Here is a 15,666-nt window from a genome sequence, read left to right on the forward strand (position 1 = left end):
GAAGGTTCCTTTTTTCGAGGAGAGGCCGGGAGGCTCAGCGCCAGCGGCGGTGGGCATTCTCCGTGGCAAGCCCCGCCACGACTCCGCCGATGGCAAGCGCCAGCAGGACCTGCGGTACAGCCATCACAAAGAAGTAATCCAGCCCGATAGTGAAGATCGCAGTCAGCGCCTCAAAAGGGCCATCATAGCGATGGCGCATCGCCAGCCTGACCATCTCCCAGACGCCCTGCGCAAAGAGGCCCCAAAACACCATGACCGCCATCCCGGTTAGACCGTTGTTGATGGCCGGAACCAGCCCGCCGCCTGCGCGTCGTCCCATCAAAACCCAGCCGGTCACAATACCGATCGCCATGTTCACATAGATAAAATAGCCAAAATCCGTGCCGTCTGGCATGAGAGGCATAATCAGTTGCGATGCAACAAATGCCAGCGCCGCCATCGAGAGGGCTGCGATCAATCTGGCTCCATTGGGCATGAGAAGCTGTCCCGTCTTGCAGTGTGGCCGACCCGCCGAAGGCTTTGCGGCTCTTTTTCACTGGCACTTTCCCGTTTTATGTCGCCATCCGCAAGAGGCCAAACCCTGTGAACTCAACCCCGACTCAAGTTGCCTGATCGGACTTGCGGTTGGCGCTGTAGGCGTTCAATGCCCTTTCTCGGCCGACCTTGAGATCGATCAGGGGTCTCGCGCGGGGTTGACCGGGTTTCAGATCCCAGCTCCGCGGCGCGGCATCAAAGAACGCCATGGCCGTCTTTGGTGGGTTCTGTTGGCCTTCGGCGATCCAGTGGCGGGTGTAACGGCGATCCGCATCGAACTTGTCGAGCTGCCCTTCCGGGTTGAAGATGCGGAAAAACGGCGCCGCGTCCGGTCCAGACCCGGCGACCCATTGCCAGCCCATCGCATTCGACGCCGGATCCCAATCCACCAGACATTCGGCAAACCAGTCCATGCCGACCTTCCAGTGCACCATCAGGTGTTTACACAGAAAACTCGCCACGATCATGCGCGCTCGGTTGTGCATCTTGCCTGTCACATAAAGCTCACGCATGGCGGCATCGATGAAGTCATAACCAGTCTGCCCGCGCATCCAGGCTTCAACCTCCGGGGTTGTTTCAGTGCGCCAGCCAAAGCTGTCCCATTCAGATCGCCAGTTTCGGGTCAGGATTTCGGGCGAATGATACATCAGATGATAGGCAAACTCGCGCCAAACCACCTCTTTGAGGAAATGCTCGGCCCCATTGCGGCTTTGCTCCATCGCGCGCTGGCCCAGGTGCCACATTCGATGCGGGCTGATCTCACCCCATGCAAGGTTTTCCGACAGGCCCGACGTCGCATCAAGCGCCGGAAAATCCCGCAAATCCTTGTAGCGAACAACCGCTTCATCCAGAAATTCATCGAGCCGGTCCAGGGCTGCGGCCTCTCCGACACGGCAATGGTCTTTTACGACATCAGCCCCGCGCCGCATCGCCGCACCCATTTGCCACGCATCAAGATCTTCGCTGTCGGGCCAGACATCTGGCGCAGGTATCTTGCTCGGCTCGGGCAAAAGCGCGGCGGGCTCCCGCTCCCGAACGGCTTTCCAGAAGGGCGTGTAGACCCGGAACATACCGCCTGCCTTGGTCTCCACCGTCCAAGGCTCAAACAATAAGCGCCCGCCGAAGGACTTGGCTTCGAGCCCGCCTGATTTCAGCGTTTCCTTGACGGCAGTGTCTCGGGAAATCGCATCCGGGTCGTAGAGGCGAGACCAATAGACGGCCCCTGCTCCGGTTTCTTTAACCACATCGGACAAGACCTGTTGCGCATCCCCGCGTCGCAGGATCAGGAGACTTCCGCGCCCGGCCAGAACCTTGGCAAAATGTGCCAGCCCCAGACCAAGGCGAAACTTTGGGGCTGCGCCAAGGGCCTCTTCCTGCCCGTCCAGGATATAAAGCGGAATCACAGGCGCGCCGCGTTCAACGGCGGCGGTCAGTGCGGGGTTATCGGCAAGGCGCAGATCGCGCCGGATCCACCAGATGACCGGCGCTTGTGCCGGGGCTTGACTGCTCATGTGAGACGTGACCTCGTGCTGGAGTGTCTTTTACAGCACGCGATCTAGGGCCTCGATCAACCGTGTCACCTCATTTTCAGTGGTGTAATGGGTGAAACTCATCCTCAAAACACCGGTTTGAGCATCCACCCCCATCGCCTCTAGCGCGCGCCCGGCATAGAAATCGCCACCACCGGCCATGATCCCATGAGCGGCAAGGTCTTTTGCCACCTCGACGCCCGGGCGATTGACCGCCACGGCCACGGTGGGCGCGCGGTTCTCGGCTTGTGTCGGCCCCAGAAGCCGCAGATCATTACGGCCCTTCAAAGCATCCAAAAGCGGCTGCAAAAGCTTTGCCTCATGGGCTCGCATCAGATCGTGTACAAATCCGGCACGTGCAGCGGCACCTTCGGCAGGACCCGCATGATGGTCGCACAGGGCGTCGATGTAATCCGCCATGCCCGCAGAGGCGGCAACCTGCGCGTGATCCGGCCCGGCGGGCGTAAAACGCTTGTAGAGCACATCGCCGTTGAAATAGTGCCCCTGGTTCGGCAGCAGCTCCCCCAAGGCACGACGGATCACCATGATGCCCTGATGGGGACCATAGGTTTTATAGGCCGAGAACAGGTAGATGTCAGGGCCCAGATCGTCCACATTCGGCAGCCCATGCGGCGCATAGGAGACCCCATCCACGCAGACAAACGCTCCTGCCGCGTGGCACAGGGCGGTGATCTCCGTCACAGGATTGATTTCACCGACCACATTCGAGCAATGCGGAAAGCAGACAAGCCGCACATTTTCATCCAGCAAGGTTTCCAGATTGCGAGGATCAAGATGCCCGGTGGTTGGATCGATTTTCCATTCCCGGATCTCGATCCCCTCTTCAGCAAGACGGCGCCAGGGGCCTGTGTTGGCCTCATGGTCCTGATTGGTGACGACAATTGCCTCCCCCGGTGTCAGAAACTGGCGAAAAGCCTGGGCCAGCACATAGGTGTTCTGCGTGGTAGAGGGGCCGAAGCTCACCTCATCGCTCTGAACCCCTAGGATCCCCGCCAGCCGCTGGCGCGCTTCATCCATTTCTGCGCCAGCCAGGCTCGAGGCCTCATAGGGTGCATAGGGCTGGACTTTGCGTTGCATGTAGAACCGAGTCAGCCGATCAATCACCGGCTGGCAGGTGTAGGAGCCACCAGCATTTTCAAAGAAGGCCTGACCTTGCAGCGATGCTTCGGAGAACGCCGGGAACTGCCCCCGGACAAAATCGATATCAAGCGCCATTCTCTACCCCCATGTCAGCCACCGGGAAATGGATGCAGATCTTGCGTACAAAGGTCAAGCGCAGCTGGCCTTCTGGCTTCCGAGGTTCCAAGGCGGCCTGTCTGCCGCACAAAAGGCAACGCGCGGGTCGACGCCGCGCGTTGCAAAGGTCTTCTTCTGTCGTTGGCCTCAGGCGTTTACATCCACAACCACACGTCCCTTGACCTGACCTTTCAGAATGTCGGCGCCAAGCTTGGGCAGATCCTGAAGCGTCGCGGGCTGAATCATCGCCTCAAGCTTGTCCATTGGCAGATCTGTGGCGATCCGCTCCCAGGCACGCAAGCGGTTCTCGTAAGGTTGCATGACGGAGTCGATCCCCAGAAGGTTGACCCCCCGCAACAGGAACGGCACCACGGTCGCAGGCAGGGCCGCGCCGCCTGCTAGGCCCACCGCCGCAACCGAGGCGCCGTATTTCATCTGACCCAGCACACGCGCGAGCATGGCGCCGCCGACGGCATCGACACAACCGGCCCAAGTTTCGCTTTCCAGCGGACGCTTGACCGTTTCGTTGATCTCTTCACGCGCGACAATCTGGCTGGCGCCCAGGCCGCGCAGGTAGTCCTCGGTCTCGGGCCGCCCCGTGACGGCGGCAACTTCGTAGCCCAGATGCGCCAGGATCGCGGTCGCAACCGAACCAACACCGCCCGCGGCGCCAGTGACCAGAACCGGGCCGTGGTCCTTGCTCATTCCATGATCCTCCAGGGCCATCACAGCGAGCATGGCGGTAAAGCCGGCAGTGCCCACAGCCATTGCCTGCCGGGTATCAAGCCCCCCCGGCAACGGAACCAGCCAGTCTGCCCTCACCCGCGCCTTTTGCGCATAGCCGCCCCAGTGGGCTTCGCCTACGCGCCAACCTGTCAGAACCACCTTGTCGCCCGCTTTGTATCGCGCGTCAGCTGAGCTTTCGACCGTGCCTGCAAAATCGATTCCGGGAATGTGCGGATACTTGCGCACAAGCCCCCCACCGGGGCCGATGCACAGGCCGTCCTTGTAATTCACGGTTGAATACTCGACAGCAACCGTCACGTCCGCATCGGGCAGATCATCGAGGCCGATCTGCTCAACTGCGGCAGAAGTCTTGCCGGTTTCCTCGTCCTTGTTCACCATCAATGCATTGAACATGCCAGTATCCTTTCGTGTTAAATCCAGAACTTCTCACGCACGGTGGCAGATCGCATGCCGTCCGGCGTTTCCACTTCGAGTCTGCTCCCCTCATCCCAATGGGTCATGCGCACCATTCCGATGGCCACATTGGTCTGAAAGTCGGGCGACCAGGCCGCCGATGAGATGCGTCCAACCTTGCGACCGCCGGAGTAGACCGGCCAGAACCGATCACAAGGCGGCACCGCATCGCCATCGATGGCAATAGGTCGGATTTGTTGCACAGGACCTTCCTTTGCCACCCGCAATAGCGCATCCCGCCCGATGCAGCCAATGGCCGTGTGGGTATTACAGAACCGGCCAAGCCCGCATTCATGGGGCGTGTTGTCGTCCGTCATGTCGTTCCCATAGCTCAGAAGACCACCTTCGATCCGCTCGATCAGGTTGGGGCAACCGGCGCGCACCTCCAGATCCTCGCCCGCCTCAAACAGTTTCCGCCACAAGGGCATGCCGAATTCGCTGCCCTCCACGTAGATCTCGAAACCGCCCTGCTTGGAGTAGCCAGAGCGCGCAATGACCAGATCATGCCCCTGGAACTGATAGACACCAAAGCGGAAGAAGCGGATGTTGCGGATGCTTTCACCAAAAACCCGCACCATCAGCTCTTCGGCCTTTGGCCCCTGCACGGCCAATGGCGACACATCAGGCTCATCCACCAAGACATCCAGCCGCCAGCCGTTGGCGATTCCCTTGACCCAGTAAAGAAGATCGCTGTCAGCAATGGAAATCCACCAGCGATCCTCGGCCAGCTTGACGGCGACCGGATCGTTCAGCATTCCACCTGTTTCATCCACGATCGGGACATAATAGCATTGGCCGGGCGTCATTCCCCGCAGATCGCGCGGGGTCAGCATCTGCATCAATCGGCCCGCATCGGGTCCGCGCAATTCGACCTGGCGCTCGCAGGCAACGTCCCAGACTTGCACGTGACGTTTCAGGTGGTGGTAGTCTGCCTCGACGCTGTCGAACACCGTCGGCAGTAGCATGTGATTGTAAACGGTGTATCCCTTGACGCCGGCGGCCTCCACTCCTTCGGAAAACGGGGTGCGCCTCAGGCGGCGGGATGGTGAGATCAGGGCCATTGCAAATCCTCCCAGGCAATGGTGAACCTCTGCGCCAAACCGGGCTGCAGAGCGCGACTCAGAACTTGAAGTTTAAATGTCAGACTTTTAAATGTCTGACAAATAATTTCTTGGCTCCCTCGAAAGGCGTATCATACCGGCGAGCCACCTCGGCCCTGACCTTCAGTACGGAAATAAGGCGATACCATGCAAATCGACCCCAGCCGCCCCGAAGACCTATCCGCCCAGATCGCCCAGGCCATCAAGGACGCGATTGTCGACGGCACCCTGATTGTGGACGAACGGCTTCCGTCCGAGGCAGAGTTGTCCGATCACTTCCGGGTGTCGAGGCCGACAGTCCGGGAGGCTTTGAAAAGGCTCGCGGCGCAGTCCCTGATTCGCACGCAGCGCGGGGCCACCGGCGGCGCCTTTGTCAATCGGCTCAGTTATGAAGATGCCTACGACCAACATATAACCACCTCGACCCTGCTGCTTTCGATGAATGCCATCAGCTTTGATACAGCCTGCGAGGCGCGCTACGCGCTCGAGCGCGCCTGCGCATCGCTGTCGGCGCAGCGTCGAACGGCGGATCAGCTAGCCACGATGCGCGCCGAAATCTTCAGGCAGTCACAGCCGGGCCTCACGGACGAGGCTTTCTGTGCCTCCGATGTCACGTTTCACCGGGCACTGGTGGACGGGGCTTGCAACCCGGTGCTGTCTTATCAACTGGTCGGCGCTGTCGAGGCGATGCAGCCTCTCATGAACATGATCACCTTCACCGCCCGTGATCGCGCTCGGATCATCTCGTTGCACACAGATATTGCGGATGCCATCCAAGCCCGCGACGCAGAAGCGGCCAGCACCGGACTGAGTGACCTTGAATACGAGACCCGCAGGCTCGCTGCGGATGTCTTTGCAGCACGCGCCAAGGGGACGCGCCTGGCGTCGGCGCCTCCACGACATTCATAGCAATTTTCGAGTTATTGATCCCAATTCCCCCCTTTAAATCTCCTCTCACAAACCGTATATTTACCATGTTCGTTCTGGGACTATGGACATAAACGCGCTCGTAATAAGCGGATCGGACCCGGGGGCGGTACCCGGCGGCTCCACCAATAAACCTCTGGCGGTTTCCTTCGTTTGGGGACGCCTTTCAGAACCGGGGGGCCGAAATAGGATCGACGAACGTCTAAAGGGGTTAGCTTTGTCTCGGCTGTCTGCCACCGTTACCGGCGAAAACAGTACAATTGCAAACGACAATCGTGCTCCGGTTGCTCTGGCTGCGTAAGCAGTTCGAGTCGAACCGACTTTAAGTCCTTATGCCTAGCCGCGTAAGGCGGGGTTCGCAGGTACCTGGCAACAGAAACCTGCACTTTCTCTCCTGTAACTGATCAGTGTCGCTCGGAACGAGCTTTGCAAAAATTGTCAGCGGCGGTTCTTACCATACTCTGGCGAAATCATAGGCCTCCACGTTCGCATCATGGGCCAGACGCTCTTTTTGGGGATTAATCGAGAGTTTGTCGGCTTCTTCCACGTCATACGGAGTAAAAGAATGACCAATACCGAACACCTTCGCGCCTGGTACACAGAAGTCTGGGAAAAAGGAAACCTAGACAAAATCGGGGAGTTTTTCGCAAACGACACGATCGCCACTGGTATCGTTCCAGAGATACAGGTTGGCACGGGCGAGTTGCAAGAACTGGTCATGGCTTTTCAGGCCCACGTCGGCAAGTTCAAAATCGATCTGGCCAAGGTCATTGAACAAGGCGACTGGGTTGCCGCCCTTGTGATTGTGCGCACAACGCGTGGTGACACGGGCGCCCCGCTGGAAGTGACCGGGCAGATCATGACCCGGTTCAAAGATGGAAAAATCGTCGAGGCGTACAATCATTTTGACTACGTGTCGCTGCTGGAACAGATGGAGCTTCTGCCAGCAGATACGATTCCTATCTGCCTCACTGGTCAGCGCTTGACCTGGGCCAGCTAAGCCCGGCTCCGCTGACCTGTTCAGAATGAGATCAAGCCTTTCAATAGGCTTGCATTTCGCCCATCGTGTCAGGACAACTCAGCACAAAAGAAACCCAAAGTGATGACGCGTCCAACTGCCTCCGGCCGACAATTCTACTTGACTAACCCACACTCCAAACGCCACCGAGGTGCTTGAGCATGAGCGACTTTCCCAGCAGCAATTTCGATGTTGTCAAACAGTGGTTCAATACGCTCTGGGAAAAGGCGGACATCGCCGCAATCCAAGATCTTGCGCAGACAGACATCTCCATAGAAGGGCAAATCACGGCTCTGGGAGGCTCACGCCAAGACTATGCCGACATGGTCATGACCCTGAACAGGCTGCTCGACAACATCTCCTTTGAATATGAACATGTGATGGAATGCGGCGAGCTTGTCGCAGCAAAGCTGCTGGTGCGGGCGCAATCTGCTGTGACAAAATCGGACATCCGTTTTTCTGGTCACTTCATCGCGCGCGTTGAGGATGGAAAGCTCACCGAACTGTCCTCGACAATTGACTACATGAAGATGTTCGAGCAACTCGGGCAACTCCCCGAGGAGTCACTGGCAATCTGCCTGACCGGCGAACGTTTGGTATGGGGCAGTTAAACCTGCCCCTTTGGGACGCGCACTCCCTTTATCCTGTCCGACGCCTTCCCGCTGGTCTATAGGCTGGTTCTGGACCTCAGGCATCAGCATCGGAGAAGACCCGTGTCCACAGGTTGTCACAGCACGCGCCCGACGACGCGGGACCTCGCAATCGCGTTTTCCCGCATTGGCCTTATTAGCTTTGGCGGACCGGCAGCCCAGATCGCTCTCATGCATCGCGAGCTGGTCGAAGAGCGCGCGTGGCTCAGCGAGGACGAATACCTGCGGGGATTGTCTTTCTGCATGCTGCTGCCCGGCCCAGAGGCCATGCAACTGTGCACCTATACAGGGTGGCGCCTGCGCGGGCTTTGGGGCGGCATTCTGGCGGGCCTCTTGTTTGTACTACCGGGCGCCCTCGTCATCGCCTTGCTGGCATGGGGCTATTTGGCTTACGGCAGCCTCCCCGCGGTCCAAAGCGCCTTTGCCGGAATAAAGGCCGCCGTAATTGTCATTGTACTTCAGGCCCTCTGGAGATTGCGCGGCAAGGCCCTGAAAACACCTGTCGACTGGGCTTTGTCGGGGTTTGGCTTCTGCGCCCTGTTCTTTCTGGGGCTGCCCTTCCCTGTCGTTGTGCTTACGGCCGGATTGGCCGGATTGCTTCTACGCCCGACGGGGCCTGTCAGCTTCCCTTCAGGGGCGCCAAAGACCGAGCCGAAACAGACCGTCAAAACGGTGCTCTTCTGGGGGGTGTTGTGGCTAGCTCCGTTGGTCACTCTCGGTCTCTTCCAATATGAGTTTCTAGCAGCAATCGGCTGGTTTTTTGCCAAGCTGGCAGTAGTGACCTTTGGCGGCGCCTATGCGGTGCTTGCTTACATGACGCAAACAGTTGTCCAAGACCACGGCTGGATTTCAACCGGCCAGATGATCGATGCGCTGGGGTTGGCCGAAACGACACCGGGCCCATTGATTCTGGTCACACAGTTTGTGGCAATGCTGGCAGGCTATGCGCAAGGCGGCTTTGGCCTGTTCGTGGCGGCTGGTGCGGTCGCCTTATGGGCCACGTTCGTTCCTTGTTTCCTTTGGATCTTTGCGGCCGCGCCTTTCGTGGAGCGGATCGCGCAACATCCCCGCCTTGGCAATGCGCTCAAGGCAATCACATGCGCCGTCACCGGGGTAATTCTGAACCTGAGCCTGTGGTTCCTCTTTCACGTCTTATTTCACAAAGTCAGCAAGAGCGAGGTGGGCCCATTCCTGCTCGCGCTCCCGCAGTGGGATAGCATTGACCCTAAAGCTGTTGGCCTGACCGTCACCGCAACGATTGCAGCCTTCATGCTCAAAGGAAGACTGGCTTTCCTGCTCGGGCTGATGGCCAGTGTCGGCCTTCTGGTGTTCGCGTTTGGGTTTAGTACCTAAAGCATGGCGCAGCACAGCGCCCCGCCGCCCTACCAGAAACAGATGATTTTTTCCAAATCCGATGCCGGACCTATTTCGTTTCCGCGAAATTCGCTTATGCTGAGGGCAACGAAGAAGAGGGTACAGCGTGTCACAGGAAATCGACTACGGAAACCTGATGCATACGGCCATGCGTGGTCTTATTCGCACCGTTCTGCAGAATGTGGCGGACCATGGTCTGCCCGGAAATCACCACTTCTTCATCACCTTCGACACTCGCCACCCGGATGCAAAGCTCGCGGATTGGCTGCGTGAACGTTATCCGGACGAAATGACCGTGGTGATGCAACACTGGTTCGACAACCTCGACATAACCGCGGACGGCTTTGCCGTTACCCTCAATTTCGGTGACACCCCGGAGCCGCTCTATATCCCGTTCGATGCGATCAAGACGTTCGTCGACCCATCTGTGGAATTCGGCCTGCGTTTCGAAACGGCCGAAGACGATGACGAGGACACCTCAGAAGAAATCGAAGCGGCACCTGAAGCGGATGAGGCACAAGACGAGCCAAAGAAAAAGGCAGATGCAGAGGTGGTCTCGCTAGACAGTTTCCGGAAGTGACGCGCCGGTTTTGGTCGCTCAACCCGTTTGCGGACTTCGTAGCCTGCTGACGTGCTAAGACCTTCAAATCAGCAGTGAAGCCGTCTGTGCTGCGATGTATGTACAGCGCGGTCCCGCCGTTCCTCCCTCTTCCGGGCAAATCCCAAGTGCCACCTGACTAATCGATACGATCCAGGAAGGTAGAGAGTGTGCGCGTGGGCGCGCCGTTCCGATGCGCCATATACCGCAGTTCAAGGCCCCCGTCCGTGAGGGTCCTGTCGTACTGCTGCATCTCGTAATCTCCGTTTGGGGCAATGAACATGGAGAATACAGTGAGTGTTCTTCCAGAAATGCGTCCCCAGACGTAGGGTTGGCCTTTCATCGGGTCCATCTGCACCTCGTGGCCAAAAACATTTCTCTCCATCGCTGCCGCGAAAATTCCGGGGCGATCTGTTTCGACAAAACTGATGTCGTAACTCTTGATTTTGCGGCTGCCATCTTCCCGGATCGTCGCTGTGCTCCACCGCACAGAAAACCCTTTTCTTGTCTCGGCGATGGTTACACTCATGTCACGCAGCTCGATCGAGCCATCTGTATGAGCCAGCTCGACCGATCCCGAATAGGAGCCAAGGAACGGCGTGGCATCTGCAAAGGCTGACCGGGCGACGAACACAAGAAGAAACGCCAGAAGGAGACCGTTCATCAGGGCCATCTGCACCTGAAACAAGCGTTTCGACGCTGTCACACATCCGTTGCACTGGGATGACGACTGTTGTGGGCGAAGGGAAGGTTTCCGCAATCTCTTATCCTTGAGGCATGGTCCGCATCTCACGCGCAGTTTGAAGTTTAGCCTATTTCAACGCACAGGCAATGGATCACCCCTAATTGGGCCTATACCCGCGCATGTGTTTCCTTATGATGCGCGCAACTGCCCGATTGCGCCCAAGGCGGCTGCGGGCTAAACGGCATGCAACGGCATACGAGACGGAGACAGACGAGATGTCCAATACCCGCACCGAAACAGACAGCTTTGGTCCGCTGGAAGTTCCTTCCGACAAATACTGGGGCGCGCAGACGCAGCGCTCGATCATGAACTTCCCCATCGGCTGGGAAAAACAGCCCGTCGCCATCGTGCGCGCGCTCGGCGTGATCAAGAAGGCCTGCGCGATGGCCAACAAGGAGAGCGGCAAGCTCGATCCCAAGATCGCCGATGCGGTCATTCAGGCTGCCGGTGAGGTTTTTGAGGGCAAGTTCGACGACAACTTCCCGCTGGTTGTCTGGCAGACTGGCTCCGGCACTCAGTCCAACATGAACTCTAACGAGGTGATCGCCAACCGCGCGATCGAGATCCTCGGCGGCGAGATCGGCTCCAAGGATCCGGTACACCCGAACGATCACTGCAACATGGGTCAGTCCTCGAACGACACTTTCCCGACCGCGATGCATATCGCCGCCGCCATGATGGTACGCGACGTCCTGCTGCCGGGGCTGAACAAGCTGCTGGCAGGTCTGGAGGCCAAGTCCGAAGAGTTCCAGGACATCATCAAGATCGGCCGCACCCATACGCAGGATGCAACTCCCCTGACGCTTGGCCAGGAATTTGGCGGCTATGCCCACCAGATCCGCATGGGCATCGCCCGCATCGAGGCCGCCCTGCCCGGCATCTATGAACTGGCCCAAGGCGGAACTGCCGTTGGCACCGGCCTTAACACCCAACATGGCTGGGGCGAAAAGGTCGCCGCCAACATGGCCGAGATCACCGGCCTGCCCTTTGTCACTGCCCCCAACAAGTTCGAAGCCCTGGCCGCACATGATGCAATGGTCTTCATGTCCGGCGCGCTCGCCTCGGTCGCTGGCGCCATGTACAAGATCGCCAATGACATCCGTTTCCTCGGCTCCGGCCCGCGCTCGGGCCTTGGTGAGTTGATCCTGCCGGAAAACGAGCCGGGCTCCTCGATCATGCCGGGCAAGGTGAACCCGACCCAGGCTGAAGCGATGACGCAAGTCGCGGCCCATGTGATGGGCAACGACGCCGCGATCAAATTCGCAGGCAGCCAAGGCCATTTTGAGCTGAACGTCTATAATCCCATGATGTCCTACAACCTCCTGCAGTCCATGCAGTTGCTGGGAGATGTGGCCGACAGCTTCACCGAGCGGATGCTGAACGGCATCAAGGCCAACGAGCCGCGCATCGACAAGCTGATGAAAGAAAGCCTGATGCTGGTCACCGCGCTGGCTCCGACCATCGGCTATGACAATGCCACCAAGGTCGCCAAGACCGCGCACAAGAACGGCACCACCCTGAAGGAAGAAGCCATCGCGCTTGGCTTTGTGGATGAGGCCACCTTCGACGCGGTTGTGCGCCCCGAACAGATGATCGGGCCCAAGGACTGATGGCAGAGCCGGTCAATCTGAACCGGTTTAGAAAGCAAAAGGCGCGGGCCGAGAAAAAGGCCCGCGCCGACGCCAACGCGGTGAAATTCGGCCGCAGCAAGGCGGAAAAACAGCTCGACCGCAGCCTTCGGAACAAACAGGCGCGAGATCTGGATGGCCACAAGGCTGACGATCAAGGCGAGACATGAACAGCCGCCCCAAGAAACACTCGCTGACCTTACGCGGCCACCGCACCTCTGTCTCCTTGGAGGATGAATTCTGGTCCGCCTTCCGTGCCATTGCCACCGAAGAAGGCCGCGCCATCAATGAATTGGCAGCAGAAATAGACGAGGCGCGCGGGACCGACTGCGGGCTCGCGTCGGCCATAAGGCTTTACGTCCTGCGGCATCTACAACAGCGTCAGTCTTTACAGTGAGCTCTCGGCTCCAGCCGCAACCAAATTCCATCTTTCGCGCGCACTGTCAGATGAGCGACCGGCACAGGCTCTTTGCCCTCAACCGGTGTCACCCTGTAGTGGCGCAGCAGCATCGACAGGATCAGCGGCCCCTCGACCATCGCAAAGCCTGCTCCGGTACAGACCCGCGCCCCAGCCGAGAAGGGCATATAGGCCTCGCGCTGGCAGGTCTTTCCATTCTCGGTCTCCCAACGCGCCGGGTCGAACCCGTCAGGATTGTCCCAAAGCCTTTCGTGCCGATGCAGGTGCCAGGGGCTTAGCACCAGTTGCGATCCTTTTGGAACATTCCGGTCGCGGAAATGCTCCGGGCAGGTCGCTTCGCGCACCATCATCGGAACCGGCGGGTAAAGCCGCAACGCCTCGCGGAAGACATCGCGGCTGATTCGTAAGCGTGATACCGCGGCAAAGCTGGTATCGCCCAATGCTGCAGCCTCCGCCGCGATCTTCTCCTGCCACTCCGGGAAAATCGCCATCAGATAAAGCGTCCACGCCAGTGCCGACGCGCTGGTTTCATGACCCGCGAGGAAAAAGATCGCCACCTGGTCGACCATTTCCTCGGTCGTGAAACTCTCTCCGGTCTCGGGGTCCCTGGTGGTCATGATCTTGGTCGCCAGATCCAGCGGCGCCGTACCCGCCGCGATCTGGGCTGCCCTTTCATCCGTGAGACGCGTGATTAGGGCGCGGATACGGGCGGCGTTTTCCCGTGTTCCCTTGCGAAAGAAACGCGGAACCCAACGTGGCACCGGCACAAAGGCGGCAAGGTTCAGGATCGGCTGGCTGCGCTGATAGTCGCGAAACCGCGCAAAAACCTCGGCGGCAACCTCATGTTCGATCGGGATCGAGAACAACGTGCGAAAGATGACATCTGCCGCCACATGGGAGGTCACCGCCTCAATCTCGATTTCGCCTGCCTGCCCTTTCAGCCGCTCCACAGCGGCCTCGGCCGCAGCGCGCATCGCCGGGAAGGTCTCTTTCAGGCGTCCGCCTTCAAAGGCTGGATCGATGATGCGGCGCTGTCGTTTCCAAGTCTCTCCGTTGGTCAGGAAGACCGAATTTCCCAGTAGGGGCCGCAAGCCTTCACTGATCCGGTTCGACTTCGGGAAATCATCAGGGCGCTCCTTCAGCACCGTCTGCAAAAGATCTGGCTGGTTCAGCAGAAAGGAGCGGAAGAAGGGGGTGCGAAACTCCGCCATCCACGCCCGATAAAGCCGCGCGGGCTGGGCCGACAGGATGTCCTTGCGAAAGAGCTGCACATAGCGCCAGAGCGAGACCTTATCCGGGCGCGCAGGCGGTTTGGGGGGCATTGGCGTCATGGCGCGCTCACCGAGGTGTAGCCGGACGTTGCAGCCTCGATCCGGGATTTTGACGGCTGGCGCCTCTTGAAACGCTCAGCCAGTGTGATGGGACCAGCGGTGATCTTGAAATAATCATAGTCGCCGGGCTGATCGAAGGCGCAGAGATACTGGAAATGCAGCCGAAAGAACCGCCAGCGGAGCTCTTTCCAGCGTGCGGGGCTCAGCGTCTGTGAAAAGGCCGCCGAGATCACCAGCGGCCAACGTTTGTCCTCTGGCGCAACACCGCTGACGGCGACCGGATCACACAAAGCAAAGGCGCAACCATCCCCCGGCGCACTCACATCGACCCAAGCGATATCTGGACTGGCCGAGAGATACCGCAAGTCAGCCCGCAACCGATGAGCATGCGGCAGGAAAGAGACCATGGGAACAACCTGCCCAAGGCTGAGAAACCCCAAAGCTGGGCGCGTCTCCGGCAAACCTTCACGCAGCAAATCCGCCAGTACCGAGACCCCTACATGAGCGCCAGAGGAATGGCCAACGATCAGCACCTCATCCACCGTGTTCTCTTCAACGGCACTACGGACCAACTGCCGGAAGTCACCGATGCGCGCCTCAAGCTCCGGCGGGTTGGCCCCACGGGCGTCAGCTGAGTAGGCGTAGTCGTGCATCAGGTAGTAGGCAAAGAGCTTTCCGTCTCTCGCCTTGAACCATCTGAGCAAAAAGCTGGCCACAGCCCCAAAGACAACCAGGAACACCAGCGTCCCCACCACAGAGGCACCTTCAGAGCCTATTGCGGCAGCGAGTCCCGCTTGCACAAGCCCCTGCGCGACCATGGCAAAAGGCCACCCTGCGAGCACCGCGAGGATCAATTGCAGCAGGAGCATACCCACTGGATAGAGCGCGGCAATCACCGGGCCCTTGCGCAGGTGCATCAGGCGCGACAAAGCACCTGTGGAGATATAGATCCAGGCGGTACGCGCCAGTTGCAAATAGGTCGCGGGAATTGAAGCCGCCATGCTGCCCCGCACGATATCGGACCAAACCAGCACTTCTACATCAGCCTCGACCTCTGCCCCCTCCAGGCGGGCGGAAACATGCCAACCATATGCACCGCCCGCCTGTTTTGGGCGCTGCGCAATCTCATAGCCTGAAATCCTTGCTTGGGCCGCGCTTTCGCTTCGGTAAAGTTCCCGGTAGCGACGTGGGTGGATCGGGTCGTAGCCAGGGATGTAGAATACGCGCCGGCGACGCACTGTCGTCCCGCTGTGCCCGTCCGTTTGCCCCTGCACTGCAACCTTGCCCATTCCGGCCCCATCTGATTTCCCTCAGAGTAACGGCGGATATGGGCAAGAGTAAGACCCTAGATGCAGGG

General features: G+C 59.1%; 16 protein-coding genes and 1 other RNA gene. 9 read left to right on the forward strand and 8 right to left on the reverse strand.

Going from position 1 to position 15,666, the window contains the following annotated elements; all coding sequences use genetic code 11:
* Nucleotides 1–34: 34 nt before the first annotated feature.
* From INS80_RS17015 to INS80_RS17035, 5 genes are all read right to left on the reverse strand, one after another.
* Nucleotides 35–475: a TrgA family protein gene (locus tag INS80_RS17015; RefSeq protein WP_192966767.1), complete on the reverse strand. Its 441-nt coding sequence runs from the start codon at nt 473–475 to the stop codon at nt 35–37.
* 124 nt (nt 476–599) lie between these two features.
* Nucleotides 600–2,045, reverse strand: a complete 1,446-nt coding sequence (locus tag INS80_RS17020; protein WP_192966768.1) for a cryptochrome/photolyase family protein — start codon at nt 2,043–2,045, stop codon at nt 600–602.
* A gap of 30 nt (nt 2,046–2,075) precedes the next feature.
* Nucleotides 2,076–3,299: an aminotransferase class V-fold PLP-dependent enzyme gene (locus INS80_RS17025; RefSeq protein WP_192966769.1), complete on the reverse strand. Its 1,224-nt coding sequence runs from the start codon at nt 3,297–3,299 to the stop codon at nt 2,076–2,078.
* A gap of 168 nt (nt 3,300–3,467) precedes the next feature.
* Nucleotides 3,468–4,460, reverse strand: coding sequence for an acryloyl-CoA reductase (gene acuI, locus INS80_RS17030; protein ID WP_192966770.1), 993 nt, complete (start codon nt 4,458–4,460; stop codon nt 3,468–3,470).
* Nucleotides 4,461–4,477: 17 nt separating this feature from the next.
* Complete coding sequence (locus INS80_RS17035; RefSeq protein ID WP_192966771.1) at nt 4,478–5,581, reverse strand: dimethylsulfoniopropionate demethylase; 1,104 nt, start codon at nt 5,579–5,581, stop codon at nt 4,478–4,480.
* A 186-nt stretch (nt 5,582–5,767) separates the two neighbouring features.
* On the opposite strand from INS80_RS17035, the gene INS80_RS17040 reads away from it, so the two are divergent.
* From INS80_RS17040 to INS80_RS17065, 6 genes are all read left to right on the forward strand, one after another.
* Nucleotides 5,768–6,529 (forward strand): FadR/GntR family transcriptional regulator, encoded by a 762-nt coding sequence (locus INS80_RS17040; protein ID WP_192966772.1) that lies wholly within the window; start codon nt 5,768–5,770, stop codon nt 6,527–6,529.
* Between the two features lie 28 nt (nt 6,530–6,557).
* Nucleotides 6,558–6,934: a transfer-messenger RNA gene (gene ssrA / locus INS80_RS17045) on the forward strand.
* 178 nt (nt 6,935–7,112) lie between these two features.
* Nucleotides 7,113–7,547, forward strand: a complete 435-nt coding sequence (locus INS80_RS17050) for an ester cyclase (protein ID WP_192966773.1) — start codon at nt 7,113–7,115, stop codon at nt 7,545–7,547.
* Nucleotides 7,548–7,726: 179 nt separating this feature from the next.
* Nucleotides 7,727–8,176: an ester cyclase gene (locus INS80_RS17055; RefSeq protein ID WP_192966774.1), complete on the forward strand. Its 450-nt coding sequence runs from the start codon at nt 7,727–7,729 to the stop codon at nt 8,174–8,176.
* Between the two features lie 102 nt (nt 8,177–8,278).
* Nucleotides 8,279–9,568, forward strand: coding sequence for a chromate efflux transporter (chrA, locus tag INS80_RS17060; RefSeq protein ID WP_192966775.1), 1,290 nt, complete (start codon nt 8,279–8,281; stop codon nt 9,566–9,568).
* 127 nt (nt 9,569–9,695) lie between these two features.
* Nucleotides 9,696–10,169 (forward strand): SspB family protein, encoded by a 474-nt coding sequence (locus INS80_RS17065; protein WP_192966776.1) that lies wholly within the window; start codon nt 9,696–9,698, stop codon nt 10,167–10,169.
* Between the two features lie 157 nt (nt 10,170–10,326).
* On the opposite strand, the gene INS80_RS17070 is transcribed toward INS80_RS17065, so the two are convergent.
* On the reverse strand, nt 10,327–10,893 hold the full coding sequence (locus INS80_RS17070; RefSeq protein ID WP_369411426.1) for a hypothetical protein: 567 nt from the start codon (nt 10,891–10,893) through the stop codon (nt 10,327–10,329).
* 254 nt (nt 10,894–11,147) lie between these two features.
* On the opposite strand from INS80_RS17070, the gene fumC reads away from it, so the two are divergent.
* From fumC to INS80_RS17085, 3 genes are read left to right on the forward strand one after another with little or no spacing between them, the layout of a single operon-like run.
* Nucleotides 11,148–12,542: a class II fumarate hydratase gene (fumC, locus tag INS80_RS17075; RefSeq protein WP_192966777.1), complete on the forward strand. Its 1,395-nt coding sequence runs from the start codon at nt 11,148–11,150 to the stop codon at nt 12,540–12,542.
* Entirely contained in the window at nt 12,542–12,730 is a 189-nt protein-coding gene (locus INS80_RS17080) for a DUF4169 family protein (protein WP_192966778.1), read from the forward strand. Before fumC ends, INS80_RS17080 begins: the two co-directional genes overlap by 1 nt.
* Entirely contained in the window at nt 12,727–12,957 is a 231-nt protein-coding gene (locus INS80_RS17085) for a ribbon-helix-helix domain-containing protein (RefSeq protein ID WP_192966779.1), read from the forward strand. Before INS80_RS17080 ends, INS80_RS17085 begins: the two co-directional genes overlap by 4 nt.
* Here INS80_RS17085 and INS80_RS17090 read toward each other — a convergent pair.
* On the reverse strand, nt 12,942–14,309 hold the full coding sequence (locus INS80_RS17090; RefSeq protein ID WP_192966780.1) for a cytochrome P450: 1,368 nt from the start codon (nt 14,307–14,309) through the stop codon (nt 12,942–12,944). The two genes, INS80_RS17085 and INS80_RS17090, sit on opposite strands and share 16 nt — an antisense overlap.
* A complete protein-coding gene (locus INS80_RS17095; RefSeq protein ID WP_192966781.1) occupies nt 14,306–15,598 on the reverse strand; it encodes a hypothetical protein in 1,293 nt (430 codons plus the stop codon). Before INS80_RS17095 ends, INS80_RS17090 begins: the two co-directional genes overlap by 4 nt.
* Nucleotides 15,599–15,666 lie beyond the last annotated feature (68 nt).

It is taken from the genome of Phycobacter azelaicus, from assembly GCF_014884385.1.
Classification (GTDB): Bacteria; Pseudomonadota; Alphaproteobacteria; order Rhodobacterales; family Rhodobacteraceae; genus Phycobacter; species Phycobacter azelaicus.